The 26,707-nt window shown below is 60.2% G+C and carries 23 protein-coding genes; 11 read left to right on the top strand and 12 right to left on the bottom strand.

The window, feature by feature from the left end:
• Positions 1-42: 42 nt before the first annotated feature.
• From ACIOZM_RS19855 to fdhA, 5 genes are all read left to right on the top strand, one after another.
• Positions 43-372 (top strand): sarcosine oxidase subunit delta, encoded by a 330-nt coding sequence (locus ACIOZM_RS19855; RefSeq protein ID WP_401216491.1) that lies wholly within the window; start codon positions 43-45, stop codon positions 370-372.
• Complete coding sequence (locus tag ACIOZM_RS19850; protein WP_401216490.1) at positions 369-3,386, top strand: sarcosine oxidase subunit alpha; 3,018 nt, start codon at positions 369-371, stop codon at positions 3,384-3,386. Before ACIOZM_RS19855 ends, ACIOZM_RS19850 begins: the two co-directional genes overlap by 4 nt.
• A gap of 144 nt (positions 3,387-3,530) precedes the next feature.
• Positions 3,531-4,163 (top strand): sarcosine oxidase subunit gamma, encoded by a 633-nt coding sequence (locus tag ACIOZM_RS19845; protein WP_401216489.1) that lies wholly within the window; start codon positions 3,531-3,533, stop codon positions 4,161-4,163.
• A gap of 233 nt (positions 4,164-4,396) precedes the next feature.
• Complete coding sequence (purU, locus tag ACIOZM_RS19840; protein WP_401216488.1) at positions 4,397-5,254, top strand: formyltetrahydrofolate deformylase; 858 nt, start codon at positions 4,397-4,399, stop codon at positions 5,252-5,254.
• 203 nt (positions 5,255-5,457) lie between these two features.
• Complete coding sequence (fdhA, locus tag ACIOZM_RS19835) at positions 5,458-6,657, top strand: formaldehyde dehydrogenase, glutathione-independent (protein WP_401216487.1); 1,200 nt, start codon at positions 5,458-5,460, stop codon at positions 6,655-6,657.
• Between the two features lie 129 nt (positions 6,658-6,786).
• Here the strand turns inward: fdhA and ACIOZM_RS19830 are convergent, their stop codons facing one another.
• A complete protein-coding gene (locus ACIOZM_RS19830; protein WP_401216486.1) occupies positions 6,787-7,461 on the bottom strand; it encodes an anti-sigma factor domain-containing protein in 675 nt (224 codons plus the stop codon).
• Positions 7,458-8,093 carry a sigma-70 family RNA polymerase sigma factor gene (locus ACIOZM_RS19825; RefSeq protein ID WP_401216485.1) on the bottom strand — a complete coding sequence of 212 codons (636 nt, stop codon included), beginning with the start codon at positions 8,091-8,093 and terminating at the stop codon, positions 7,458-7,460. The genes ACIOZM_RS19830 and ACIOZM_RS19825 overlap by 4 nt, the downstream gene beginning before the upstream one ends.
• 148 nt (positions 8,094-8,241) lie before the next feature.
• Here ACIOZM_RS19825 and ACIOZM_RS19820 point away from each other — a divergent pair, with 148 nt between their 5' ends.
• On the top strand, positions 8,242-8,793 hold the full coding sequence (locus ACIOZM_RS19820; protein WP_401216484.1) for a DUF2780 domain-containing protein: 552 nt from the start codon (positions 8,242-8,244) through the stop codon (positions 8,791-8,793).
• A gap of 14 nt (positions 8,794-8,807) precedes the next feature.
• Here ACIOZM_RS19820 and ACIOZM_RS19815 read toward each other — a convergent pair whose 3' ends face one another.
• Positions 8,808-9,695 (bottom strand): acyltransferase, encoded by an 888-nt coding sequence (locus tag ACIOZM_RS19815; RefSeq protein ID WP_401216483.1) that lies wholly within the window; start codon positions 9,693-9,695, stop codon positions 8,808-8,810.
• A gap of 308 nt (positions 9,696-10,003) precedes the next feature.
• On the opposite strand from ACIOZM_RS19815, the gene ACIOZM_RS19810 reads away from it, so the two are divergent.
• The 4 genes from ACIOZM_RS19810 to creD all read left to right on the top strand — a co-directional run bounded on the left by ACIOZM_RS19810 (position 10,004) and on the right by creD (position 14,252).
• Positions 10,004-10,510, top strand: coding sequence for an ATP-dependent zinc protease (locus ACIOZM_RS19810; protein WP_401216482.1), 507 nt, complete (start codon positions 10,004-10,006; stop codon positions 10,508-10,510).
• A gap of 72 nt (positions 10,511-10,582) precedes the next feature.
• Positions 10,583-11,263, top strand: a complete 681-nt coding sequence (gene creB / locus ACIOZM_RS19805; RefSeq protein ID WP_401216481.1) for a two-component system response regulator CreB — start codon at positions 10,583-10,585, stop codon at positions 11,261-11,263.
• Positions 11,263-12,681 (top strand): two-component system sensor histidine kinase CreC, encoded by a 1,419-nt coding sequence (creC, locus tag ACIOZM_RS19800; protein WP_401216480.1) that lies wholly within the window; start codon positions 11,263-11,265, stop codon positions 12,679-12,681. The genes creB and creC overlap by 1 nt, the downstream gene beginning before the upstream one ends.
• Before the next feature lie 200 nt (positions 12,682-12,881).
• Positions 12,882-14,252 carry a cell envelope integrity protein CreD gene (creD, locus tag ACIOZM_RS19795; protein WP_401216479.1) on the top strand — a complete coding sequence of 457 codons (1,371 nt, stop codon included), beginning with the start codon at positions 12,882-12,884 and terminating at the stop codon, positions 14,250-14,252.
• Positions 14,253-14,454: 202 nt separating this feature from the next.
• Here the strand turns inward: creD and ACIOZM_RS19790 are convergent, their stop codons facing one another.
• The 8 genes from ACIOZM_RS19790 to ACIOZM_RS19755 all read right to left on the bottom strand — a co-directional run bounded on the left by ACIOZM_RS19790 (position 14,455) and on the right by ACIOZM_RS19755 (position 23,710).
• Positions 14,455-15,084, bottom strand: coding sequence for a glutathione S-transferase (locus ACIOZM_RS19790; protein ID WP_401216478.1), 630 nt, complete (start codon positions 15,082-15,084; stop codon positions 14,455-14,457).
• A 186-nt stretch (positions 15,085-15,270) separates the two neighbouring features.
• Positions 15,271-15,450 (bottom strand): hypothetical protein, encoded by a 180-nt coding sequence (locus tag ACIOZM_RS19785; RefSeq protein WP_401216477.1) that lies wholly within the window; start codon positions 15,448-15,450, stop codon positions 15,271-15,273.
• Positions 15,447-16,577 (bottom strand): PepSY-associated TM helix domain-containing protein, encoded by a 1,131-nt coding sequence (locus ACIOZM_RS19780; protein ID WP_401216476.1) that lies wholly within the window; start codon positions 16,575-16,577, stop codon positions 15,447-15,449. The genes ACIOZM_RS19785 and ACIOZM_RS19780 overlap by 4 nt, the downstream gene beginning before the upstream one ends.
• Before the next feature lie 74 nt (positions 16,578-16,651).
• Positions 16,652-19,090 (bottom strand): TonB-dependent siderophore receptor, encoded by a 2,439-nt coding sequence (locus ACIOZM_RS19775; RefSeq protein WP_401216475.1) that lies wholly within the window; start codon positions 19,088-19,090, stop codon positions 16,652-16,654.
• Positions 19,091-19,356: 266 nt separating this feature from the next.
• Positions 19,357-20,331, bottom strand: coding sequence for a FecR domain-containing protein (locus ACIOZM_RS19770; RefSeq protein WP_401216474.1), 975 nt, complete (start codon positions 20,329-20,331; stop codon positions 19,357-19,359).
• Positions 20,328-20,846 (bottom strand): RNA polymerase sigma factor, encoded by a 519-nt coding sequence (locus tag ACIOZM_RS19765; protein WP_401216473.1) that lies wholly within the window; start codon positions 20,844-20,846, stop codon positions 20,328-20,330. The genes ACIOZM_RS19770 and ACIOZM_RS19765 overlap by 4 nt, the downstream gene beginning before the upstream one ends.
• A 225-nt stretch (positions 20,847-21,071) precedes the next feature.
• Entirely contained in the window at positions 21,072-21,779 is a 708-nt protein-coding gene (locus ACIOZM_RS19760; RefSeq protein ID WP_401216472.1) for a PolC-type DNA polymerase III, read from the bottom strand.
• Complete coding sequence (locus ACIOZM_RS19755; RefSeq protein ID WP_401216471.1) at positions 21,776-23,710, bottom strand: putative nucleotidyltransferase substrate binding domain-containing protein; 1,935 nt, start codon at positions 23,708-23,710, stop codon at positions 21,776-21,778. Before ACIOZM_RS19755 ends, ACIOZM_RS19760 begins: the two co-directional genes overlap by 4 nt.
• A 259-nt stretch (positions 23,711-23,969) precedes the next feature.
• Here ACIOZM_RS19755 and ACIOZM_RS19750 point away from each other — a divergent pair, with 259 nt between their 5' ends.
• On the top strand, positions 23,970-24,416 hold the full coding sequence (locus tag ACIOZM_RS19750; protein ID WP_401216470.1) for a response regulator: 447 nt from the start codon (positions 23,970-23,972) through the stop codon (positions 24,414-24,416).
• 155 nt (positions 24,417-24,571) lie between these two features.
• On the opposite strand, the gene ACIOZM_RS19745 is transcribed toward ACIOZM_RS19750, so the two are convergent.
• A partial coding sequence (locus ACIOZM_RS19745; protein WP_401216469.1) for a malate synthase G occupies positions 24,572-26,707 on the bottom strand: 2,136 nt, incomplete at its 5' end.

Genomic DNA, 26,707 nt, shown 5'->3' with positions numbered 1-26,707 from the left:
ACACGGCGCTGCTGCGGTTGCCCACTAACAGGAGAAATCCCCATGTTGCACATCTTCTGTCCTCACTGCGGCGAACTGCGCTCCGAAGAGGAATTCCATGCATCCGGCCAAGCGCACATCCCGCGCCCGCTGGACCCCAACGCTTGCACTGATGAAGAGTGGGGCGACTACATGTTCTTCCGCGATAACCCGCGCGGTCTGCACCACGAGTTGTGGGACCACGTCGCCGGTTGCCGCCAGTACTTCAACGTCACTCGCGACACCGTGACCTACGAGATTCTCGAAAGCTACAAGATCGGCGCCAAGCCACAATTCACCGACAAGACCGACAGCCCGAAAGCGGCCGCCACGGCTCTGGGAGAGAAGGTATGAGCCAGATCAATCGCCTGTCCAACGGCGGACGGATCGACCGCAACAAAGTGCTGAGCTTCACCTTCAACGGTCAGAGCTACAAAGGTTTTGAAGGCGACTCGCTGGCTGCAGCTTTGCTGGCCAACGGTGTCGACGTCATCGGTCGCAGCTTCAAGTATTCGCGTCCACGCGGCATCTTTGCTGCCGGTGCCGAAGAGCCGAACGCGGTGCTGCAGATTGGCGCCACCGAAGCCACGCAAATCCCTAATGTGCGCGCCACGCAGCAGGCGTTGTATCAAGGTCTGGTCGCGACCAGCACCAACGGCTGGCCGAGCGTCAACAACGACATGATGGGGATTCTCGGCAAGGTCGGCGGCAAGCTGATGCCGCCGGGTTTCTACTACAAAACCTTCATGTACCCGCAATCGTTCTGGATGACTTACGAGAAGTACATTCGTAAGGCAGCCGGCCTGGGTCGCTCGCCGACCGAGAACGATCCGGACACCTACGACTATATGAACCAGCACTGCGACGTGCTGATCGTCGGCGGCGGCCCTGCCGGTCTGGCGGCGGCACTGGCGGCTGCGCGCAGCGGCGCCCGGGTGATTCTCGCCGATGAGCAGGAAGAGTTCGGCGGCAGCCTGCTCGACTCCCGCGAAAGCCTCGACGGCAAGCCTGCCGTGGAATGGGTCGCCAGCGTCATCGCTGAATTGAAGAACACCCCGGACGTATTGCTGCTGCCACGCGCCACGGTCAACGGCTACCACGACCACAACTTCCTGACCATTCACGAACGCCTCACCGACCACCTCGGTGACCGTGCGCCCATCGGCCAGGTGCGTCAGCGCATTCACCGGGTTCGCGCCAAACGTGTGGTGCTGGCGACCGGCGCCCACGAGCGTCCACTGGTCTATGGCAACAACGACGTGCCGGGCAACATGCTCGCCGGTGCGGTCTCGACTTACGTGCGCCGCTACGGTGTCGCGCCGGGCAAAAAGCTTGTCCTCAGCACCAACAACGATCACGCCTACCGCGTGGCGCTGGACTGGCTCGACGCCAGCCTGCAAGTGGTGGCCATCGCCGACGCCCGCAGCAATCCGCGTGGTGCGCTGGTGGAAGAGGCGCGCGCCAAAGGCATTCGCATCCTCACCGGCAGCGCGGTGATCGAAGCCCGTGGCAGCAAGCACGTGACCGCTGCCCGCGTCGCCGCGATTGACGTCAAGGCGCATAAAGTCACCAGCCCGGGCGAATGGCTCGACTGCGACCTGATCGCCAGTTCCGGCGGTTACAGTCCGGTGGTTCACCTGGCTTCGCACCTGGGCGGCAAGCCGATCTGGCGTGAAGACATCCTCGGTTTCGTACCGGGCGAAGCACCGCAAAAACGTGTGTGCGTCGGCGGCATCAATGGCGTCTACGGTCTCGGCGATTCGCTGGCCGATGGTTTTGAAGGTGGCGCCCGCGCTGCCAGCGAAGCCGGTTTCGGTGTGGTCGAAGGCACGCTGCCCAAAGCCCTCAGCCGTCTCGAAGAAGCCACGCTGGCGCTGTTCCAGGTGCCGCACGAAAAAGCCACTGCACGGGCGCCGAAGCAATTCGTCGACCTGCAAAACGACGTCACCGCCGCCGCCATCGAACTGGCGACCCGCGAAGGTTTCGAGTCGGTTGAACACGTCAAACGCTACACCGCGCTAGGCTTCGGCACCGATCAGGGCAAGCTCGGCAACGTCAACGGTCTGGCCATCGCCGCCCGTTCGCTGAACGTGACCATTCCGCAGATGGGCACCACGATGTTCCGCCCGAACTACACGCCGGTGACTTTCGGCGCCGTGGCCGGCCGTCACTGTGGGCACATCTTCGAGCCAGTGCGTTACACCGCGCTGCATCAATGGCACCTGAAAAACGGCGCCGAGTTTGAAGACGTCGGTCAGTGGAAACGTCCGTGGTACTTCCCGAAAAACGGTGAAGATCTGCACGCGGCGGTCAAGCGTGAATGCCAGGCCGTGCGCGACAGCGTCGGTCTGCTCGACGCCTCGACGCTGGGCAAGATCGACATTCAAGGCCCGGATGCCCGCGAGTTTCTCAACCGTGTGTACACCAACGCCTGGACCAAGCTCGACGTGGGCAAGGCTCGTTACGGCCTGATGTGCAAAGAAGACGGCATGGTCTTCGACGACGGTGTGACGGCGTGTCTGGCCGACAACCATTTCGTCATGACCACCCCCACCGGCGGCGCGGCTCGCGTTCTGCAATGGCTGGAGCTGTACCACCAGACCGAATGGCCGGACATGAAGGTCTACTTCACCTCCGTCACCGACCACTGGGCGACCATGACCCTGTCGGGCCCGAACAGCCGCAAGCTGCTCAGCGAAGTCACCGACATCGATCTGGACAAGGACGGCTTCCCGTTCATGACCTGGAAAGAAGGTCTGGTCGGCGGCGTGCCGGCGCGGGTGTTCCGCATCTCGTTTACCGGTGAGCTGTCGTACGAGGTTAACGTACAGGCTGACTACGCGATGGGCGTGCTGGAAAAAATCGTCGAGGCCGGCAAGCAATACAACCTGACCCCGTACGGCACTGAAACCATGCACGTCCTGCGGGCCGAGAAGGGTTTCATCATCGTCGGCCAGGACACCGACAGCTCAATGACCCCGGACGACCTGAACATGGGCTGGTGCGTCGGTCGCACCAAACCGTTCTCGTGGATCGGCCAGCGCGGCATGAACCGTGAAGACACCCTGCGTGATCAGCGCAAGCAACTGGTCGGCCTGAAGCCTATCGATCCGAATGTATGGCTGCCGGAAGGTGCGCAGTTGGTGTTCAACACCAAGCAGGCGATCCCGATGACTATGGTTGGCCACGTGACGTCCAGTTACGCGCACAACTCACTCGGTTATTCGTTTGCCATGGCCGTGGTCAAGGGCGGTCTGAAGCGCATGGGCGAGCGGGTGTTTGCCCCGCTGGCGGATGGCAGCGTGATCGAGGCGGAAATTGTTTCTTCGGTGTTCTTCGATCCGAAGGGTAATCGCCAGAACATTTGATGGTCTCGAGTCCTGTGTGGGGGCTACCAATCGCTAGCAGGCTAGCTCCCACAGAGAAACCCGGTCGAATGTGGGAGCTAGCCTGCTAGCGATGGCGTTAGCTCAGCCACTACAGGACCCAACAGAATTCAGCAAAGGTGCTTTATGACCACAGCCAATGTTTACCAACAACGCCCGACCACCGGGGCCAAGGCCGAGTCGTCGCTGCACCATGCCGACCTCGCCAGCCTGGCCGGCAAGGGTCGCAAGAACGCCGGCGTGATCGTGCGTGAGAAAAAACTCCTCGGCCACCTGACCATCCGTGGCGATGGCCACGATGCCGCGTTCGCCGCTGGCGTACACAAAGCGCTGGGCATCGAACTGCCGGGCGCGTTGAGCGTGATCGTCAAAGGCGAAACCAGCCTGCAATGGATGGGCCCGGACGAATGGCTGCTGATCGTGCCAAGCGGTGAAGAACTCGCCGCCGAGCAGAAACTGCGTGAAGCGTTGGGTGATCTGCACATTGCAATCGTCAACGTCAGCGGCGGTCAGCAATTGCTCGAACTGAGCGGGCCGAACGTGCGTCAGGTGCTGATGAAATCCACCAGCTACGACGTCCACCCGAACAACTTCCCGGTCGGCAAGGCCGTGGGCACGGTGTTCGCCAAGTCGCAGCTGATGATCCGCCATACCGCTGAAGACACCTGGGAACTGCTGATCCGCCGCAGCTTCTCGGATTACTGGTGGCTGTGGTTGCAGGATGCGTCCGCCGAGTACGGCCTTAGCGTTCAGGCGTAACCGCTGTATGCGGTCAAGTCTGCTTTTGTGGCGAGGGGATTTATCCCCGTCGGGTGGCGAAGTCGCCCCCAAACCATTCACCGCAGTCTGTCAGTTACACCAGCGTTACAGCATTTGCGACTGCTACGCAGCCGAGCGGGGATAAATCCCCTCGCCACAAAAGCAGTCCATCACAGGGCAGCCAGTAAAGAGTTATCTGTGATCACAGTTGTTGAAACAGGAGTCACCGCACCATGAGCCGCGCCCCAGACACATGGATTCTGACCGCCGATTGCCCAAGCGTCCTCGGCACCGTGGACGCGGTGACGCGTTTTCTGTTCGAGCAGGGTTGCTACGTCACCGAACACCACTCGTTCGATGACCGGCTCTCGGGCCGTTTCTTCATTCGCGTGGAATTCCGTCAGCCCGACGGGTTCGACGAACAATCCTTCCGCGCCGGCCTCGCTGAACGTGGTCAATCGTTCGGCATGATCTTCGAGCTGACCGCACCGAACTACCGGCCAAAAGTGGTGATCATGGTCTCCAAGGCCGATCACTGCCTGAATGACTTGCTCTACCGCCAGCGCATCGGCCAGTTGTCGATGGACGTGGCGGCGGTGGTGTCGAATCACCCGGATCTCAAACCGCTGGCCGACTGGCACCAGATTCCCTACTACCATTTCCCCCTCGACCCCAACGACAAACCGTCGCAGGAGCGTCAGGTGTGGCAGGTGATCGAGGAATCCGGCGCCGAACTGGTGATTCTCGCCCGCTATATGCAGGTGCTGTCGCCAGAGCTGTGCCGCAAGCTTGATGGCAAGGCGATCAACATCCATCACTCGTTGCTGCCGGGTTTCAAGGGCGCCAAGCCGTATCACCAGGCCTACAACAAAGGCGTGAAACTGGTCGGCGCGACGGCGCATTACATCAATAACGATCTGGACGAAGGGCCGATCATTGCCCAGGGCGTCGAGGCGGTGGATCACAGTCATTACCCGGAAGATCTGATCGCCAAGGGGCGGGATATCGAGGGGCTGACCTTGGCCCGCGCCGTTGGGTATCACATCGAAAGAAGGGTGTTTTTGAACGCCAATCGTACGGTCGTTCTTTAGGCCGCCATCGCTAGCAGGCTAGCTCCCACAGGGTTGTGTGTTGGGCACAGATATCAGTCACACCAAAGCTCAACTGTGGGAGCTAGCCTGCTGGCGATAGGGCCATAACAAGCAACGCAAAACCAACAAGCAATAACCCGAGCACTTAACGCGCTGCCTGCCTGGGCAACGCGGTTCCATAAAAACAACAGCGAGGTGAAAGCATGTCTGGCAATCGTGGTGTGGTGTATCTCGGCGCTGGCAAGGTCGAAGTACAGAAAATCGACTATCCGAAAATGCAGGACCCGCGTGGCAGGAAGATTGAACACGGTGTCATCCTGCGTGTGGTTTCCACCAACATCTGTGGTTCCGATCAGCACATGGTGCGCGGTCGTACCACCGCTCAGACCGGTCTGGTGCTGGGCCATGAAATCACCGGCGAGGTGATCGAAAAAGGCTCCGACGTCGAGAACCTGAAAATCGGCGATCTGGTTTCCGTGCCGTTCAACGTGGCTTGCGGGCGCTGCCGTTCCTGCAAGGAGCAACACACCGGCGTCTGCCTGACCGTCAACCCGGCCCGTGCCGGTGGCGCTTACGGTTACGTCGACATGGGCGACTGGACCGGCGGCCAGGCCGAATACGTGCTGGTGCCATACGCCGACTTCAACCTGCTGAAACTGCCGGATCGTGACAAGGCCATGGAGAAAATCCGCGACCTGACCTGCCTCTCCGACATTCTGCCGACCGGTTACCACGGCGCCGTTACCGCTGGCGTTGGCCCGGGCAGCACCGTGTACATCGCGGGTGCCGGCCCGGTCGGTCTGGCCGCCGCCGCCTCGGCGCGTCTGCTGGGCGCTGCGGTGGTGATCATCGGCGACGTCAACACCATCCGCCTGGCGCACGCCAAGGCCCAGGGTTTTGAGATCGTCGACCTGTCGAAAGACGCTCCTTTGCACGAACAGATCGCCGCATTGTTGGGCGAACCGGAAGTCGACTGCGCGGTGGACTGCGTCGGTTTCGAAGCCCGTGGTCATGGCCATGACGGGGCTAAATCGGAAGCACCGGCCACCGTGCTCAACTCGCTGATGGGCGTGGTGCGCGTGGCGGGCAAAATCGGTATTCCAGGCCTGTACGTAACCGAAGATCCGGGTGCAGTGGACGCTGCAGCGAAAATGGGCAGCCTGAGCATTCGTTTCGGTCTGGGCTGGGCCAAATCCCACAGCTTCCACACCGGCCAGACCCCGGTGATGAAGTACAACCGCGCACTGATGCAAGCGATCATGTGGGACCGCATCAACATCGCTGAAGTGGTGGGCGTGCAGGTCATCAGCCTCGATCAGGCGCCGGAAGGTTACGGCGAGTTCGATGCGGGTGTGCCGAAGAAGTTTGTGATCGACCCGCACCGGTTGTTCAGCGCAGCTTAAGGCTTCACGCAATGCAAAACGGCGACCTTCGGGTCGCCGTTTTTACATCAAAAGATCGCAGCCTTCGGCAGCTCCTACACCGATCTCTGTAGGAGCTGCCGAAGGCTGCGATCTTTTGATCTTTTGCATTTAGAGGGCAGCCAACGCACCTTGATACAGAACCGGCCCAGTCGGCTGTCCGGTTGGCGAACCGCCCTTCGGTTCAAGGCTGACAGCCAGTGCAATCGGTTTACCGATCAGCGCTTTCTGCGCCTCGTTCAGCTCAACCTTGCCTTTGCCTCCGGCAGGAATCACGCCGAGGGAAATCGGTTTGCCATCCGCCGGAATCGCCCATAGCTCCAGACTGCGTCCGGGATCGACGGCGGCCAGGGTCAGTGGTTCGACTTGCAGGTAATCGTCGTGCGCTTCGACCTTGAGTGCCGGTTGCGCGTCGGCTGTTTGCAGGGTTGCGCGGTAGCGGGCGTCGTCGCGGTTGTAGAGCGAGCCGAGGAAGACGATCACCAGCACCGAACACAGCGCAGCGGTAGCGCGCAGCCAGTTCCAGAACGGACGCTTCTCAGGAACATGCAGCACTTGCGGCTCGATGCGGGCGGTGATGCCTTGCCACACGCGATCCGGCACCGGATGTTCCGGCAGTGCCTCGGTGAGGCTGACGAGGCTTTCCTGCCATTGCGCCAGTTCCGTACGCAATGCGGCGTCATCCAGCAGCAATTGTTCGAAGCGTCGGCGCGCAGGTGCAGACATCAAACCGATGGCGTAATCGGCGGCGAGGGCGCGGCGCAGGGCGGGGGTCTGGTAGTTCATGATTCAAGGCACCTGCGCAGGCGCTCCATGCCTCGGCGAATCCACGATTTGACCGAGCCCAGCGGCGCCGCCAGATGTTCGGCCAGCTCCGAGCAGGACAAACCCTGAAAGTAGGCCACGGTGATCGACTGGCGCTGCATGCCTTCGAGGGTTTCCAGGCAGCGGTTCAGCGCATTGGCTTCGCGGGCGCTGCTCAACTGGTCATGCGCCGAAGGACTTTCGTCGGGCAGGGTGTCCTGTTCGATATCGGTCAGCGGCCGGTCATGATTTTTACGTAGCTGGTCGATGGCCTGGTTGCGGGTGATGTTGATCATCCAGGTCATTGGCGCCGACAAATGTGCTTGATAGCGTGAGGCGTTGTTCCAGATCCGTACAAAGCTTTCCTGCAACACTTCTTCGGCCAGATCCGGACGCCCCATGAAACGCAGGGCCACACCGTGCAGGCGCGGGCCGACGCTGCGGTACAGCGTTTCGAATGCGCGGCGGTCACCCAGTGAGCACTGGGCAAGCAATTGTCTGAGCTGATCGGGATCGGCGATGGAAATGACGACTCTCCAGGCAAAAGTGCGGCGACGAGCGGTGATCTCGGGTTGCTCACAGGCTAGTTCAGCAACAGCGGTTGTGCCATTCATCGCGGCAATTCCAGGGTTTCACGTTCTCTATACGTGGCTATGATGAAAATGGATGCACTGGCGAGGAACATGCTGGTACGAGGCCGGTCAAATCGGCAGTTTTGCCATCCATTGATGGATGGTTACCACAGCGCAAGAGGATGTCTGAATGAAGATTTCACGCGGTATTGCCCTGGCTTCGCTGATGACCCTTGCGGCGAGTCCGGTGTTCGCAGGTTTCAGCCTGGACGACGTGACCAAGGCAGCTTCAAGCATGCAGGGCGGCAACGCGGCCACTGCCGCCGCCCCGACATCGGAAACCGCCGGCCTGTTGCAAGCCGTCACTGGTCTGGGGGTTACGCCGCAACAAGCCGTGGGCGGCACCAGTGCGATGTTCGGACTGGCGAAGAACAAGCTCAGCGGCAGCGATTATTCCGAACTGGCCAAGAGCGTGCCGGGCCTCGACAAACTCTCGGGCGGAGCCGGTCAGTTGGGCGCGCTGAGCAGCGTGCTGGGTTCTTCCGGCAAATCGGCGGGTCTGGATAACGCGTTGGGTAATGTGAAAAGCACCAGCGACCTGAACAGCGCGTTCGGCGCGTTGGGCATGAACGACGGCATGGTCGGCCAGTTCGCGCCAGTGATCCTCAAGTATCTGGGTGATCAGGGCGTTGGCGGTTCGCTGCTGAAAACCCTCGGCGGTGTCTGGGGCGTCGGTAGCTAACCCACGCCTGCCAGTCAGCGGCGCTCGCTGCGCAGATCAGCGATGCGCCGGTCTTTCTCGCTCCAGAGCTGGTTGACCCAGTTCTGGACGCTCTCGCGAAACAGCGGATCATTTTCGTAATCGCCATGCGACAGCGCCGGGTCGAGTTCACGAGTCTGGATATCGATGATCACACGCGGCACGCTGCCATTGATCAAGTCCCAGAATCCCGGAATCTTGTCCTGTGGATAAACCACGGTGACGTCGAGCATCGCATCCAGTTGCTCCCCCATCGCCGCCAGAACAAACGCCACGCCGCCAGCCTTGGGCTTGAGCAGGTGATTGAACGGTGACTGTTGCTGCGCGCTTTTTTCAGTGGTGTAGCGGGTGCCTTCCAGATAATTCACCACGGTCACCGGCTGACGCTTGAACAGCTCGCAGGCCTGTCTGGTGATTTCCAGATCCTTGCCCGCCAACTCCGGGTGTTTGGCCAGAAAAGCCTTGGAGTAGCGCTTCATGAACGGGTAATCCAATGCCCACCAGGCCAGCCCGAGAAACGGCACCCAGATCAGTTCTTTCTTGAGGAAGAACTTGAAGAACGGCGTGCGGCGGTTGAGGGTCTGGATCAGCGCGGGGATATCAACCCACGACTGGTGGTTGCTGACGACCAGATACGAGGTGTCGACCCGCAGGTTTTCACCGCCGCGAATGTCCCATTGGGTGGGGATGCACAGGCGAAAGATCAGCTTGTCGATTTCGGCCCAGGTCTCGGCAATCCACATCACCGCCCACGAGGCGTAATCGCGCCAGCGGCCGGGCGCGACCAGTTTGAACAGGGCAAACACCATCAATGGCCCGATCAGGATCAGGGTGTTGAGCAACAGCAGAAGGGTGACGAAACAGCCGGTGAGCAGGCGGCGCATAAGCAACTCTATGAATTTGAATAGGCGCGCCATGATAAGCAGCTTCGCGCGACAGGCCAAATTTGCACTGACAAATGTTTCACTTTTGGCTGGTTATGCTGCAGGTTAAATGTGCATTGACTGTGCTGGCCTCATCGCTGGCAAGCCAGCTCCCACAGGTTTTTCTGGTGTGTGCACGATCTATGTTCACTGAAGCTCCCTGTGGGAGCTGGCTTGCCAGCGATGCGGTTTCAGTAGCGAACCAATTGTGTGCAAGCTGTCTAAAATCTCGCGTCTGCCGCCCCCATTTTTTCAAGGAAGCCCTTTACGTGAAATCTCTCCTTGCACTGTTTGCCCTCGTCGCGCTGCCGGTCATGGCCGCCGAGCCGACCCTGTACGGGCGTTACGAATACATCGCGCTGCCGGAAATCGGCGGTGAAGTGCTCAAGGCCAAAATGGATACCGGCGCGCTGACTGCCTCGCTGTCGGCCAAGGACATCGAGACCTTTACCCGCGATGGCGAGGACTGGGTGCGTTTCCGTCTCGGCACCAAAGACGCGGACAACAAAGTCTATGAACACAAGGTCGCGCGGATCAGCAAGATCAAGAGTCGCTCCGACGAGGACGACGAGGAGCGTCCGGCCACCGAGGTCGCGAAACGGCCGGTGGTCGATCTGGAGCTGTGCCTGGGCAACGTCAAGCGTACCGTGGAGGTCAACCTGACTGACCGCAGCAACTTCAATTATCCGCTGCTTATCGGTGCCAAGGCCTTGCGCGAGTTTGGCGCGGCAGTAAACCCGGCACGGCGCTTCACCGCCGACAAACCGGACTGCTGAGCCAAGTGGTCTCATTGACGTAACGCGAGGCTTGGGGCACCGTTCGCGCACTCAACCACGGGCTCGGACGCCATGCCTCATATTCTGATTGTCGAAGACGAAGCGGCAATTGCCGACACGCTGATATTTGCCTTGCAAGGCGAAGGGTTCGGCACCACGTGGCTGAGCCTCGGCGAGGCTGCGCTTGAGCATCAACGGCAGACGCCGGCCGACCTGATCATTCTCGACATCGGCCTGCCGGATATCAGCGGTTTTGAAACCTGCAAACAGCTGCGGCGTTTCAGCGAAGTGCCGGTGTTATTCCTCAGTGCACGGGATGCTGAGATCGACCGTGTTGTCGGCCTGGAGATCGGCGCCGACGATTACGTGGTCAAACCGTTCAGCCCCCGGGAAGTCGCGGCGCGGGTGCGGGCGATCCTCAAGCGCATGGCCCCGCGCCCGCAGATTGAAGCCACGTCGGCGCTGTTTCGCATCGACCCGGAACGCGTGCAGATCATCTATCGCGGTCAGCCTCTGAGCCTGACCCGTCACGAATTCCGCCTGTTGCAATGCTTGCTCGAACAACCCGAGCGGGTCTTCAGTCGCGAGCAATTGCTCGATGCGCTGGGTATCGCCGCCGATGCCGGTTACGAGCGCAGCATCGACAGCCATATCAAAAGCGTGCGCGCCAAATTGCGTCTGGTGCGCGCGGCAGCCGAGCCGATTCAGACCCATCGCGGCCTCGGTTACAGCTACAGCCCGGGGCATAGCTGATGTCTTTGGGGCTGCGGATTTTTCTGGTGTATGTGCTGTTTGTCGGCCTGACCGGTTATTTCGTGCTCAACACGGTGATGGAAGAAATCCGTCCCGGAGTACGCCAGTCCACCGAAGAAACCCTGGTCGACACCGCTAATCTGATGGCGGAAATACTTCGTGACGATTTCAAGGCCGGCACTCTTAGCGAGAACCGCTGGCCCGAATTGCTCCGCGCCTACGGTGATCGCCAGCCAAAAGCGACGATCTGGGGCTTGCCGAAAAATCAGGTCAATCACCGCATCTACGTCACCGACGCCAAAGGCATCGTGGTGCTGGATTCCAGCGGCGTCGCGGTTGGTCAGGATTACTCGCGCTGGAACGACGTCTACCTGACCTTACGCGGCGAGTACGGCGCGCGCTCCACGCGCAGCGATCCGAACGACGCGAGTTCATCGGTGATGCACGTCGGCGCGCCGATCCGCGATAACGGCCAGATCATCGGCGTGGTCACCGTGGCCAAACCCAATAGCTCGTTGCAGCCTTACGTCGATCGCACTGAACGGCGATTGCTGTTTTACGGAGCCGGACTGATCGGCCTCGGCTTGTTGTTCGGCGCATTGTTGTCGTGGTGGCTGAGCCGTGCGCTGCATCGCCTGACCGGTTACGCCCAAGCCGTTAGTGAAGGGCGCCGCGTGGAGGTGCCGCATTATCGCGGCGGCGAGCTGGAGCAACTGGCGACAGCCGTGGAACAGATGCGCACTCAGCTCGAAGGCAAGGCCTACGTCGAGCGTTACGTGCACACGCTGACCCATGAATTGAAAAGCCCGCTGGCGGCGATTCGAGGGGCGGCGGAGTTGCTGCACAGCGATATGTCGCCGGAGCAGCGTTCGCGGTTCGTCGGCAACATCGACAGCGAAAGTGCGCGGATGCAGCAATTGATCGAACGGCTGCTGAATCTGGCTCAGGTGGAGCAACGTCAGGGGCTGGAAGAGCGTCTTGCAGTGCCACTGGCGGCGTTGGTCGATGAGTTATTGCAGGGGCAGGCGGCGCGGATTGAAGGTCGGCAATTGCGGGTTGAGCAGACTATTGCGGCGGATTTGATGCTGATCGGCGAGCCGTTTCTGCTGCGCCAGGCGTTGGGTAATCTGCTGGAAAATGCGCTGGATTTCACCCCGCTGCAGGGCTTGTTGCGCTTCAGTGCCGAGCGGGTGGGTGAGTTGATCGAGTTTCGGCTGTTCAATCAAACTGGGCCGATTCCCGACTATGCGTTGCCGCGTCTCACCGAGCGCTTCTACTCATTGCCGCGCCCAGACAGCGGGCGCAAAAGCACCGGGTTGGGGCTGAACTTTGTTGAGGAAGTGGTGAAGTTGCATGGTGGGTCGATGAGCATCGGCAATGTTGAGGGCGGCGTGGAAGTGACATTGCGCCTGCCTTGAAACCGAGTCGCGGCCTTCGCGGGCAAGCCCGCTCCCACAGGTTTTTGCGTCGGATGCAAACATTGGGTACACCCAAATCACTGTGGGAGCTGGCTTGCCAGCGATGAGGCCAGAACAGTCTTCACACAATCTCCATATTCCCCCCACAAAGCCCCCATACCCGCAAATCAGACTCTGCCTATCAAAACAGGGAGAGTCCCATGAACAAGAATCTGACCATGAAACTCGGGGCCATTGCCCTGCTGATCCTGCTGTTGCTGGTGCCGTTGCTGATGATCGACGGGGTTATCGATGATCGCCAGCAACTGCGCGACGGCGTGCTTGAAGACATCGCCCGCAGTTCCAGTTACAGCCAGCAGGTGAGCGGGCCGGTGATGGTGGTGCCGTATCGCAAAGTTATCCACAACTGGAAAATCAACGACAAAACCAACCAGCGCTACGACGAGCCTAGTGAAGAACGTGGGCGTCTGTACTTCCTGCCGGAGCGTTTCGAACTCGATGGCCAGGTGCAGACCGAATTGCGCGCACGGGGCATTTACGAGGCGCGGCTGTTCCACGCTGACAATCGCATCAGCGGGAATTTTTCGTTGCCGGCTCAGCTGGGGATTCAGGAAGACTTCAGCGATTACCGGTTTGACGCGCCATTTCTCGCAGTCGGTATCAGCGACATTCGCGGGATCGAAAATGCCCTGAAACTGGAACTCGACGGCCAACGTCTGGACTTCGTTCCGGGCACCCAAGTCGGCTGGCTGGGCGAGGGCGTGCGGGTGACGTTGCCGTTACTGGATACCAGCAAAACCACGCAGTTGGCATTCGGTTTTGACCTGCGTCTGCAAGGCACCGGTTCGTTGCAGGTATTACCGGTGGGCAAGTCCAGCAGCGTGAGTCTGGCTGCCAACTGGCCGCATCCTAGTTTTGTCGGCAACTTCCTGCCGGCCAAACGCGAAATCAGCGATGCCGGTTTCAGTGCCGATTGGCAGACCACGTTCTTCTCGACCAACCTGCAAGACGCCATGAGCCGTTGCGTCAACAGCAACGATTGCGATGCGTTCAATGGCCGCAGTTTCGGCGTGAGCTTCATTGATCCGGTGGATCAGTACCTCAAGAGTGATCGGGCGATCAAATACGCCCTGCTGTTCATCGTGCTGACGTTTGCCGGTTTCTTCCTGTTCGAAGTGCTCAAGAGCCTGGCCGTACACCCGGTGCAATACGCATTGGTCGGTGTGGCACTGGCGTTCTTTTATCTGTTGCTGCTGTCGCTGTCGGAACACATCGGCTTTGCCTTGGCGTATCTGTTGTCGGCGAGTGGTTGTGTGTTGTTGATCGGATTTTATGTCTGCCATGTGTTGCGCAGCGTGCGCCATGGTTTGAGTTTCTCGGCGGGATTGGCGGCGTTGTATGGCTTGCTGTACGGCTTGTTGAGTGCCGAGGATTACGCGCTGCTGATGGGCTCGTTGCTGCTGTTCGGCTTGCTGGGTGTGTTTATGGTGCTGACGCGCAAACTCGACTGGTACGGGATCGGGCAGAAGCCGGGCAAGCCGTTGGAGTTTGATGTGGGGACAATGCAATGAGCGGGTTGCGTGAGGATCAGCGGGAGGTGGAGGTGTTGGTGACGCTGATTTTTGCGTCACTGCCGCCGGAACCGAGGTGGTGCCATCGCGAGCAGGCTCACTCCCACATTGGATCTCTGTCGTTGCATCCATTGCATGAGCAACACAAAACAACTGTAGGAGTGAGCCTGCTCGCGATGAGGCCGGAGCAGGCGCCGACTATTTAAGGCTTGGGCATAGTCGCGACCATGGACGGTCGCTGGCTCACTTCAAAGAACCAGTTGGCCAATTGCGGATTGGCTGCACGCCAGTCCAGGTCCGGGTGGCGCAGATCGATGTAACCCAAGGCGCAGGCAACGCTGATCGCGGCTACGTCGAAATGGCTGGTCAGCTCGGCAATCGCCTCGGCTTCCAGCACGGCGAGGGCACGACGGATTTTGTCGCGCTGGGCGTCGAGCCATTCGTCCCAATGTTTTTCCGGGGCGCGCAGGACCAGTTCGTAACGCACCATCACCGAGGCATCCATGATCCCGTCGGCCATCGAGGCCAGGGTCAGACGCCGCCAGCGGGCCGGGCCTTCGCGGGGGATCAGCGGGTTGCCGACGTGTTGACTGTCGAGGTATTCGAGGATCACCCGGCTGTCATGGATGACGTTGCCGTCGGCCAGGCGCAAGGCCGGGATCTTGCCCAACGGGTTGTCCGCATTCAGCGCCGGATCAGGATTGACCGGGGTGAGGACGCAGTCCTGCAACGCGACGCGATCCTGTTGGCCGGTCTCGTAAAGCAGCACCATCACTTTGCGCACGAATGGCGACAGGGTGTTGTGGAACAGGGTCATGCTGGGGGCGGACATTGGCAAACCTCGGTGGTCATCGAAGAGCCGTTAGCCTAGACAGATCCTGGGTGGCTGGCGAGGAATTGATGGTGTTGATGAGATCGCCTTCGCTGGCAAGCCAGCTCCCACAGGACTCTCGGGTGAACCGGTCATATGTGTTCACCACAAAAAACTGTGGGAGCTGGCTTGCCAGCGAAGAGGCCATCACCCGCGCCGCAGTAATCCCTTCAATGCCAGATAAGCCGGCACACCCAGTCCGATCCAACTCAGACTGTCCCAGATTCCATCCCCCAACAACGCGGCAAACAACCCCGCAGCAGTCAGTAGCGCAATCACCAGTGGCGTGCTGAAGACCTTCCAGAAATTCGACTGACGCGGCTTCATGCAGACGCCTCCGCCGTTTCCAGCACAGGTTTCGCTGCTTTACGCCGCACCAGCCACAGATACACGCCGCTGCCGAGGACGATGATGGTCAACACATCGAGCGTGGCCCAGAGGATTTTCATCGGCATTCCGCCGTAGTCACCGAAGTGCAGCGGTTGCGACATGCCCATGGCGTCCATGTACCAAGGTCGTTCGGCGACAGCAGTGACTTGCAGCGTGCTGGCGTCAATCAATACCGGGGTCAGCAGATGCGAAGTCAGATGCGTGCCGCCCTTCATGAATACCGAGTAATGGTGCTCGCTGGAAAAACGCGTACCGGGGAAGGCAATGAAATCCGGGTTCATCCCCGGTGCAACTTCCCGGGCGATGTCCAGCAGGCGAGTGGCCGGGGCCAGTTGCGTCAGCGGTGGCGCATCGCGGTACGGCTCGACCATCGCGGTCAGGGTGTCGCTGCGCCATGCGGCGATGATCAAGTCGGCGCAGGCGCTGATCACGCCGGTCACGCCGACCGTCAGCGCCCAGGCCAGGGTGACCACGCCGATCAGGTTGTGCAGATCGAGCCAGCGCAGGCGGGTGGATTTGTCCTGGCGCACGGTGCCGAATTTCAAACGGCGCATGAACGGCAGGTACAGCACCGTCCCGGAAACAATCGCGACCACAAACAGCAAACCCATGAACGCCAGCAGCAACTTGCCGGGCAATCCGGCAAACATATCGACATGCAGGCGCAGGATGAACAGCATCACGCCGCCATTGGCTGAGGGTGTTTCCAGTGCTTCACCGGTTCGCGCATCGAGCATGAAGGTGTGCGAGGAGTTCGGTTCGGTGCCGGCGGTTTTTGCCATGATTGTCAGCACGGCGTTGGGCTCGTCGTCCTCGAAACCGAAGTACTGCACGACTTCGCCGGGGCGGTGTTTTTCTGCGGCTTGCACCAGTTGCGCCAGATTCAGGCGCGGCGTATCGGCCGGCATCTCGCGCACTTGCGGCGCGTCGCCGAGCAGATGGTCGATCTCGTGATGGAAAATCAGCGGCAAACCGGTCAATGCCAGCATCAGCAAAAACACGGTGCAGATCAGGCTGGTCCAGGTGTGGATGAACGACCAGCGACGAATTGTTTTACTTTTCATTTCATGACCTTCAAAAACACCAAAGCCGTCCACGAGGGACGGCCTGGTTACAGGGCCTGTTTCAGCTCAGTCGCTTACCACTTGTAGGTGGCGCTGGCGATGACGCTGCGCTGGTCGCCGTAGTAGCAATAGAAACCGTCGCAGGTGGAAATGTAATCCTTGTCGAACAGGTTGGTCGCGTTGAGTGCCAGCGACGCGCCTTTGAGACTGTTGTCCAGACGACCGAGGTCGTAATGCACGGCAGCGTCGAACACGGTGTAAGCGTCAGCCTTGCCCAGCCAGGTGTTGGCCTTGTCACCGTAGGTGTTGCCGGTGTAACGCACACCGCCGCCGATGCCGAAGCCGTCGAGTACGCCGGCATGCCAGGTGTAGTCGGTCCACAGTGAGGCTTGCTGGTTGGGCATCAGTTGTAGGCGATTGCCCTTGTCGACGCCGTTCTGCACTTCAGATTTGGCCAAGGTGTAGGCGGCGATGACTTTCAGGTTATCGGTAACGTCCGAGACCGCTTCCAGTTCCAGGCCTTTGACTTTCACTTCGCCGGTCTGGCTGGTGATCGATATGCCATCGACGAAGGTGTTGACCGAGACGTTCTTCTGGGTGAGGTCATACACGGCGGCGCTCAACAGGGTCTTGCTGCCCGGTGGCTGGTACTTGATGCCCAGTTCCCACTGCTTGCCTTCGGTTGGTTTGAGCGAACCGGTAGAAGTGGCATCGGCACCGCTGGTTGGCTGGAAGGATTCGGCATACGACAGGTATGGCACGAAACCTGAGTCAAACACGTAGCTGATGGCCGCATTACCGCTGAACGCCTTATCGCGCTGGGTATTGGTGGCGTCGCCCTTGTTGAGGAACCGGGTGCTGGTGTGTACCCAGTCTTCACGGCCACCCAAGGTCAGGCGCCACTGATCGAGGGCCATTTGATCTTGAACATACAGACCGGTCTGGTAGGTCTTTTGATCGTAGTCATAGTAGGCGGATGAGCGTGAAGGACGGGTGATCGGCTGACCATAAACCGGGTTGTTGACGTTGATGTCCGGCGCGGTACCGAAGATCGACGTGTAATTGTTGTTGCTGCGTTGGTGATCCAGACCGAGCAGCAGCGTATGGCGGATGTCACCGGTAGCGAAGTCGGCCTGGAAGTTGTTGTCCACCGCGAACTGGCTGATGTCCTCATCGACATTGGTGGTGCCGCGCCCGACATTGCCTGCATCGTCAACGGTGAAACCGGCATAGGCCGGGTTGTAGCTGTTGACGGTCACAGTCTGGAACGACAGATCCGACTTGGTGTAACGGAGGTTCTGCTTGAACTGCCACACGTCGTTGAGGCGATGTTCGAAGGCATAACCCAGCGCGTAGTAGGTGCGGTCGTAGTAGTCGTAGTCCGGATCACCCAGATTCTTGTGATGGGAGATCTTGCCGAACGGCATGTCGATCTTGGTGCCCTGGATCGGGTAGAACTGGCTGGTGACGCCAGTATCGTCGCGGGTGAATTGCGACAGCAGAGTGAGCTTGGTGTCGTCGTCGATGTTCCACGTCAGGCTCGGCGCGATGTTGTAGCGCTTGTTTTCGATGTGGTCGATCTGGGTACCACCGTCACGGATTACACCGCTGATGCCGTAGAGAAACTGGCCGGCATCGTCGATCTTGCCGGTGCTGGCGAAGTTGATCTGACGGTGATTGTCGCTGCCATATTGCAACTGGACTTCACTGCTGGCGACGTCGCTCGGGCGGCGGCTGACCATATCCAGCAAACCGCCCGGAGGGGTCTGGCCGTAAACCGACGAGGCCGGGCCACGCAGCAGGGCGAGGCGGTCGAGGTTCCAGGTTTCCTGTTTCGGGTTGGCATACACGCCTTTTGGCAGCGGCAGACCGTCGAGGAACTGAGTCGGCTCGAAACCGCGCACGCGCAACCAGTCGGCGCGGGTGTCGCTGCCGTAGCTGCTGGCGGTGATGCCCGGCATGTAACGCACGGCGTCATCGAGGCTGTGTACGCCGCGATCTTCCATTTGCTGGCGAGTGGCGACCGAGATCGAACGCGGCGCTTCAACCAGTGCGGTGTCGGTCTTGGTGCCGGCGGCGGTGCGGGTGGCGGTGTAGCCTTCAACCGGGCCCCAGGCGCTTTCAGCGTTTTCCACGCCGATGACCGAAGTTTCCGGGAGCGCCATTACGCCTTCCGGCACGGCGACGAGGGTGTAAGTGCCGGTGCTGCTTTGTTCCAGTTGCAGACCGGTGCCGCGCAGGGCGGCACGCAGCGCGCCGGCCGCATCATATTGGCCGCTTACCGGCGCCGAGGTCTTGCCCGCTGCGAGCGCAGGGCTCAGCGACAGAGCAAGGCCGCCCTGGCTGGCGATCTGATTCAGGGTGGTCGCCAGTGGTGCAGCCGGCAGGTTGTAGGCGCGAACGCTGGACGCTTGTTCAGCGGCGAGCAACGGGCTGCTGATCAGCGGGGCGCTGAGGGCAATTGCGACGGCCAGCAGACTGGGGCGCAATAAGGTGTCTAGCGAACGGGACATACGGCGGCTCCTGAATGAAAATATTTCTCAATTGCCTGTCTGCCGCACGAGAATCAAAAAGTGATAGGGCTAGATGAAAATAATTTCGATTAACTTGTAAATGAGGGCTGCTGAGTCCTGAGGGATAGCCTATTTGTGGTGTGGGCCACCGGCCCCATCGCCGGCAAGCCAGCTCCCACAGTTTTCAGTGTTGTTCACAAAATCAATGTCACCGCAGATTCCTGTGGGAGCTGGCTTGCCAGCGATGAGGGCTATCAGGCTCCAAATTAGTCAGGTTTGGTATCAGCCTTCGCCACGGTCACCCAATACGGTGTGTGCTGCTCGATCTGCACCGGCAGGGTCGGTAGCAGGGCGCTCAGTGCCTTGTCGGTGTCGTGCAGCGGGAAGCTGCCGGTGATGCGCAGGTCGGCCACTTCCGCGGTAACGCCCAGATAGCCACGACGATAGCGGCCCAGCTCATGCACCAGATCCCCCAGCCGGGCGTTATCCACCACCAGCATGCCGCGAGTCCACGCATCGGCGCCGGGGTTGAGTGCCAGAATCGGCTCCAGCCCGTCGCTGCGCATCAGCACCTGCTGGCCTTCACGCAGGATCTGCTCTTCAGGATTGGATTCTGCGTGCGCCGCCACCGCCGACTGCAACACACTCAAGCGTGTGCCTTGTTCCTCGCGTTTGACCAGGAACCGTGTGCCCAGCGCTCGCATGCTGCCGTCGCGGGTCTCGACAATGAACGGACGCGCATCGCCGTGACCGGTTTCGACAAGGATTTCGCCTTCCTGCAAGACGATCAGCCGTCGCTTGTCATCGAAACGCACATCAACGGCGCTGTGGGTATTGAGGTTGAGCACGGTGCCGTCGGCCAGACGCAAGGTGCGTTGCTCACCAGTGGCGGTGCGTTGATCGGCGAGCCAGTAATCCACTGGCAAATAACGATCACCGGCGAACAACGCCAGACCCATCACCGCAACCACGCTGGCCACTCCGCTGCCAAGTTTGCGCACCCGACGGCGGATGCCTTCGCGTGATTGCAGCAGGGCACTGCGGGCCGGGCCATTGGCGACGCTGAAACGTTGATCGAGCATGCCCAACTGACGCCAGGCACGGGCATGTTCTTCATTGGCGGCATGCCACTTGGTGAACTCTTCGCGCTCCAGCGGACTGCTGGAGTCCAGTGTCAGTTGCCAGGCAATCGCGGCGTCCAGCACATGGGCGGAGACCGGGCGGGAGCTGGCCGGACTCATGTCGGTTCACCGTACAGGGCGACGTAGCACTGGCGAATACCCTGAGCCAGGTACTGCCGAACCCGTGGCACCGATACACCGAGCTTGCTGGCGATCTCGGCATGGCCGAGGCCATCGAGGCGGTTATAAAGGAAAGCGGCGCGGGCCTTGGTCGACAGTTTGCCGAGCAAGCGGTCGATAGCCTTGAGGTCTTCGAGGATCAGTTGCTGCTCTTCCACCGACGGCTGTTCACCTTCGGGGATCAGCATCAATTCGGTGAGATACGCCTGTTCCAGCGCAGCGCGGCGGAAGTAATCGAACAGCAGACCCTTGGCGATGGCCACCAGAAACGCACGTGGCTCGCGGGGTGACAGCAGTTCTTCGCGGCCGAGCAGGCGCACGAAAGTGTCCTGACTCAGGTCTTCGGCGCGCTGCGGGCAGGCAACGTTGCGTCGCAGCCACGTCAACAGCCAACCGCGATGGTCGCGATACAACGCACCGACGAGCTCACTGTGAGGGCTTGGGACTGACGACACCGGGTCACCGATTGGGAAAGGTTAACTAACGAGAATTGATCGCGATTCTCGCAGAGGTGAGAATGCTTAGCAATTGGCCACCGGTCGGGTGGTATCAGCGGGACCGCGTTATCGTTCTTCGCGGGCAAGCCACGCTCCCACAGGTTTTGCACTGATTTTGGGAGTAGCGCATGACCTGTGGGAGCGTGGCTTGCCCGCGAAGAGGCCGGAACTGACGCCGATAATCTAAAAGGACGGCGCTTGCTGCCGGCGTTTCCACTGGCTCAGGCGTTGTTGAAGATTCAGCGGGCTGTGGATTTGCTGCGCCCGAGCGCGACTGAACAGGATCAACGCCAATTCCGCCGTCGCCAGCGCGTCGGCGCTCGCGTTGTGTCGTTCGAACACTTCCAGCCGGAACCAGTTGATCCACTCATCCAGTCCCGCCTCACGAATATTCGCCTGCGGGCAGAGCAGCGGCGCCATCTCGGCGACGTCGAGAAAAACATGCTGCAATTTGTAACCCAGGTGCTCCTTGAGCGCCCGGCCGAGCATGTGTTGATCGAACGGCGCATGAAACGCCAGCAACGGGCTGTCGCCGACAAACTCCATGAACTCCAGCAATGCCTCGCTCGGCTCGCTGCCGGCGGCAATCGCGCTGGGCCCCAAACCGTGAATCAATACGCTGGGGCTGAGCTTGAGTTCGCGGCATTGCAGGGTGCGTTCGAACTGCTGGCTGAAATCGATGGCGCCATCCTCGATCACCACTGCGCCAATCGACAACACCCGATCCTTGTTCAGGTTGAGCCCGGTGGTTTCCAGATCCAGCACCACCCAGCGTTGTTCGCGCAGGTTGCATTCGCTCAGTCCGCTACCGGTTGGCAGACTCGACAGCCGTTGCTGCACATCCTCCTGCAGCACCGGACTGGCCGGGCGCAGCCACGAAAACAGACTCATAGCTGATACCGCAAGGTCAGGCTGCTTTGCAGGCGTTGGGCCTGACGCAGGGACTCACGCAGGATGCGCCGGTCCAGATGATTGAGGCTGTCGGGATCAACCCGGTTCGAATACGGCAGATTCTCCCGGGTCTGCAACTGATGCTGCTGCATGCGCGTCTGCTGGATGAAGTGGTAAGCCTCTTCATAGGCCGCACCATCGAGCCGCTCGATGACTTCTTTCTCCACCAGTTGGCGGAAGCGCTCCAGGGTGTTGTTGGCATCGATGCCGTTAGCCAGCGCCAGCAAGCGCGCACCATCGACGAAGGGTGTGAGGCCCTGGACTTTCAGGTCCAGCGTGGCTTTCTCGCCGTTCTTGCGCGCCAGCACAAAATCGCGGAAACGCCCCACGGGCGGACGATTGCGCAGGGCGTTGTCGGCCATCATGCGCTGGAACAATCGGTTGTCGCCGACCTGATCGAGAATGCCTCGACGCAATTGTTCGCAACCCTGTTCATCGCCCCAGACCACGCGCAAGTCGAAATAGATGCTCGACCCCAACAGGTTCTCCGGCGTCGCCTCGCGGATAAACGCGGCAAACCGCCGCGCCCACTCCGCCCGGGACAGGCACAGTTCGGGATTGCCGGCCATGATGTTGCCTTTGCACAGGGTGAAGCCGCACTGCGCCAGGCTCTGGTTGATCTGCTGCGCAATCGGCAGCAGCTTGCCGCGAATCTCCGCAGCATGCGCCGCATCCCTCGCGTCAAACAGAATGCCGTTGTCCTGATCGGTGTGCAGCGTCTGCTCGCGCCGGCCTTCGCTGCCGAAGCACAGCCAACTGAACGGTACGCCGGGATCGCCACGTTCGGCGAGGGTCAGTTCGATCACCCGGCACACGGTGTGATCGTTGAGCAGCGTAATAATGTGGGTGATCTGCGTGGACGATGCGCCGTGCGCCAGCATGCGCTCGACCAGTTGGCCGATCTCGCCACGCAGGGTCACCAGTTGTTCGACCCGTTGTGCGCTGCGGATCGTGCGCGCCAGATGCACCAGATCGACTCGTTGCAGCGAGAACAGATCACGCTCCGAGACCACGCCGCACAGGCGTTGATCCTTGACCAGACAGACGTGGGCGATGTGCCGTTCAGTCATGGCTATCGCCGCGTCAAAAGCGCTGTGATCCGGCGACAGAAAGAACGGCGAGCAGGTCATGTGGCGCTCGATGGCTTCGCTGAAGTCGGCGACGCCTTCAGCCACCACATGGCGTAAATCACGCAGAGTGAAAATCCCCAGCGGCGCCTTGTGTTCATCCACCGCGACGATGCTGCCGACCTGCTGCTCGTGCATCAACTTCACCGCTTCACGCAATGGCGTGTCTGGCGTGCAGGTTACCGGGTGGCGCATGGCCAATTCGCCGAGGCGGGTGTTGAGCGAATATTGGGTGCCAAGGGTTTCCACGGCTTTCTGCTGGACTTGCTGGTTGACCTGATCCAGCAGGCTGCTGACCCCGCGCAAGGCGAAATCGCGAAAGGCATTGGAGAGGGCGAACAGTTTGATGAACGCCAGTTTGTTCAGTTGCAGGCAGAAGGTGTCTTCGCCAGCCAGATGCTCGGTGCGGGTCGCCCGTTCGCCGAGCAGGGCGGCGAGGGGGAAACACTCGCCGGTGGTGATTTCAAACGTGGTTTCGGTCCCGGGTTTGGTGATGTGCTGACGCTCGCCGACCACCCGGCCCTGTTTGACGATGTAGAAGTGTTCGACCGGGCCGTCGGCGGGTTTGATGATGCTCTCGCCCTGGCCGTAAAAACGCAGTTGGCATTGCTCCACCAGATACGCCAGGTGGGCATGTTCCATTTGATTGAAGGGCGGGAAGCGCTGGAGGAATTGCAGGGTGCCCTGAATGTTCTGCAATACCGCGGTTTTCCCTGCCTGGGTGAAGGCATCCGCTTTACTCATAACCATTACCGCAGTCTTTTTTGAATTGTTGTTGTCGGATCGTTGCAGCCATGGTCGGCCCCATCGCGCAGGGTGCCCATTGGACGTAAGTCTAGGTTTGACGACCGTTGGCGAGTTTTCGGACATGCCCTACGCAAACAGTCGGAAATTCTCTTTGTTCACCTCTTGGAAAAAAATCCGACGAAGTGCACATTGAAGCTCTGCTTAGCGATGTCTGACCACTGTGCTAGGGGATTGATTTGAGAATGTAGAGAAAGCCATGTCCGACCACGATATTTTGAGCGACGCCGAGCGGGAAGCGCTCAGCGCTGTGATGCTCGAACCCGATCTGCCACCGCAGCGTGTATTGATCGTTGATGACGACAAGGACGCCCGGGAACTGTTGTCGGAGATTCTGGCGCTCGACGGCATCCGCTGCATGACCGCCGCCAGCGGTGAAACCGCGCTCAGGATGCTGGAAGACAAACCTTCGATCGGGCTGGTGATCACAGATCTGCGCATGGGCAATGTCGGTGGTCTGGATCTGGTCCGGCAGGTGCGTGAATCAGTACGGGCGGCGATGCCGATCATCATTGTTTCCGGCGATGCCGATGTGAAAGACGCGATTGCGGCGATGCATTTGAGCGTGGTGGATTTCCTGCTCAAGCCGATTGATACCAACAAGCTGCTGGCGCTGGTCAAACACGAGCTTGGGATGGAACCGTGACCTGTTGAAGATCAAAAGATCGCAGCCTTCGGCAGCTCCTACATGAGATCAACTGCAGGAGCTGCCGAAGGCTGCGATCTTTTGATTGTGCTCCAACAAAAAAGCCCTGATCCAAAAAGGATCAGGGCTTTTTCACATCCAGCATCTACGCAAGATTACAGGCCGTTGGCAGCCTTGAACTCGCGACGACGACGGTGCAGCACCGGCTCGGTGTAGCCGTTCGGCTGTTTGGTGCCTTCGATCACCAGTTCGACCGCCGCCTGGAAGGCGATGTTGCTGTCGAAGTTCGGTGCCAGCGGACGGTACAACGCGTCGTTGGCGTTCTGACGATCCACCACCGGCGCCATGCGCTTGAGGCTTTCCATCACTTGCGCTTCGGTAACAACACCGTGGCGCAGCCAGTTGGCGATGTGCTGGCTGGAGATACGCAGCGTTGCACGGTCTTCCATCAGGCCGACGTCATTGATGTCCGGCACTTTCGAGCAACCGACGCCCTGGTCGATCCAGCGCACCACGTAACCGAGAATGCCCTGGGAGTTGTTGTCCAGTTCGTTCTTGATCTGCTCTGGCGTCCAGTTCGGGTTGACCGCCAGCGGGATGGTCAGGATGTCGTCCACCGAAGCGCGAGCGCGTTTGGCCAGTTCGGCCTGACGGGCGAACACGTCAACCTTGTGGTAATGCAGCGCGTGCAGCGCAGCTGCGGTCGGCGACGGCACCCAGGCAGTGTTGGCGCCGGCCAGCGGGTGAGCGATTTTCTGTTCGAGCATCGCCGCCATCAGATCGGGCATGGCCCACATGCCTTTACCGATTTGCGCGCGACCTTGCAGGCCGGTGCTCAGACCGATATCGACGTTCCAGTTCTCGTAGGCGCCGATCCACTTCTCAGCCTTCATGTCCGCCTTGCGCACCATCGGGCCGGCTTCCATGGAGGTGTGGATTTCGTCGCCGGTACGGTCGAGGAAACCGGTGTTGATGAACACCACGCGCTCGCTGGCTGCCTTGATGCACGCCTTGAGGTTGACCGTGGTACGGCGCTCCTCGTCCATGATCCCGACTTTCAGCGTGTTGCGTTTCAAGCCCAGCACGTCTTCGATGCGACCGAACAACTCATTGGTGAACGCGGCTTCTTCCGGACCGTGCATCTTCGGTTTAACGATGTAGACCGAACCGGTGCGGGTGTTTTTGCGCGAGGTGTTGCCGTTCAGGTTGTGCATCGCCGCAAGGCAAGTGACCAGACCGTCGAGGATGCCTTCCGGCACTTCGTTACCGTCTTTGTCGAGGATCGCGTCGATGGTCATCAAGTGGCCAACGTTGCGCACGAACAACAGCGAACGACCGTGCAGGGTCACTTCACCGCCGTTGACCGTGGTGTAAGTGCGGTCAGGGTTCATGGTGCGAGTGAAGGTCTGGCCGCCCTTGGAAACGGATTCCGACAGGTCGCCCTTCATCAGGCCGAGCCAGTTGCGGTAGATCACCACTTTGTCGTCGGCATCGACGGCAGCCACGGAGTCTTCGCAGTCCATGATGGTGGTCAGTGCCGCTTCCATCAGGACGTCTTTGACGCAGGCAGCGTCGGTCTGGCCGACAGGGGTTGTGGCGTCGATTTGGATTTCGAAATGTAGACCATTGTGTTTCAGCAGGATCGCGATTGGCGCGCTGGCCTCGCCCTGGAAACCGATCAGTTGCGCATCGTCACGCAGGCCGGTGTTGCTGCCACCCTTGAGGGTGACCTGCAATTTGCCGTCGGTGATGGTGTATTTGGTGGAATCGACGTGCGAGCCAGCAGCCAACGGCGCGGCTTCGTCGAGGAATGCACGGGCGAAGGCGATGACTTTGTCGCCACGCGCCTTGTTGTAGCCTTTGCCTTTCTCTGCGCCACCGGCATCGCTGATCGCGTCGGTGCCGTAGAGGGCGTCATACAGCGAACCCCATCGGGCGTTCGAAGCATTGAGAGCGAAGCGGGCGTTCATCACCGGAACCACGAGTTGCGGGCCGGCGGTACGGGCGATTTCGTCATCGACGTTTTGCGTCGTTGCCTGGAAATCAGCCGCTTCTGGCAGCAGATAACCGATTTCTTGCAGGAAGGCTTTATAGGCCACGGCGTCATGTGCCTGGCCGGCGCGTTCCTGATGCCAGGCATCAACGCGCGCCTGGAAGTCATCGCGTTTGGCGAGTAGGGCTTTGTTCTTCGGCGCCAGGTCGTGAATGACCTTGTCGGCACCTTCCCAGAATTTTTCGGCGGTGAGGCCGGTACCGGGAATGGCTTCGTTGTTCACGAAGTCGAACAGGAC

Source organism: Pseudomonas sp. NPDC087346 (assembly GCF_044744235.1).
Lineage (GTDB): Bacteria > Pseudomonadota > Gammaproteobacteria > Pseudomonadales > Pseudomonadaceae > Aquipseudomonas.
The sequence above is the reverse complement of the archived record's forward strand: the minus strand, read 5'-3'. Positions and strand labels throughout refer to the sequence as shown.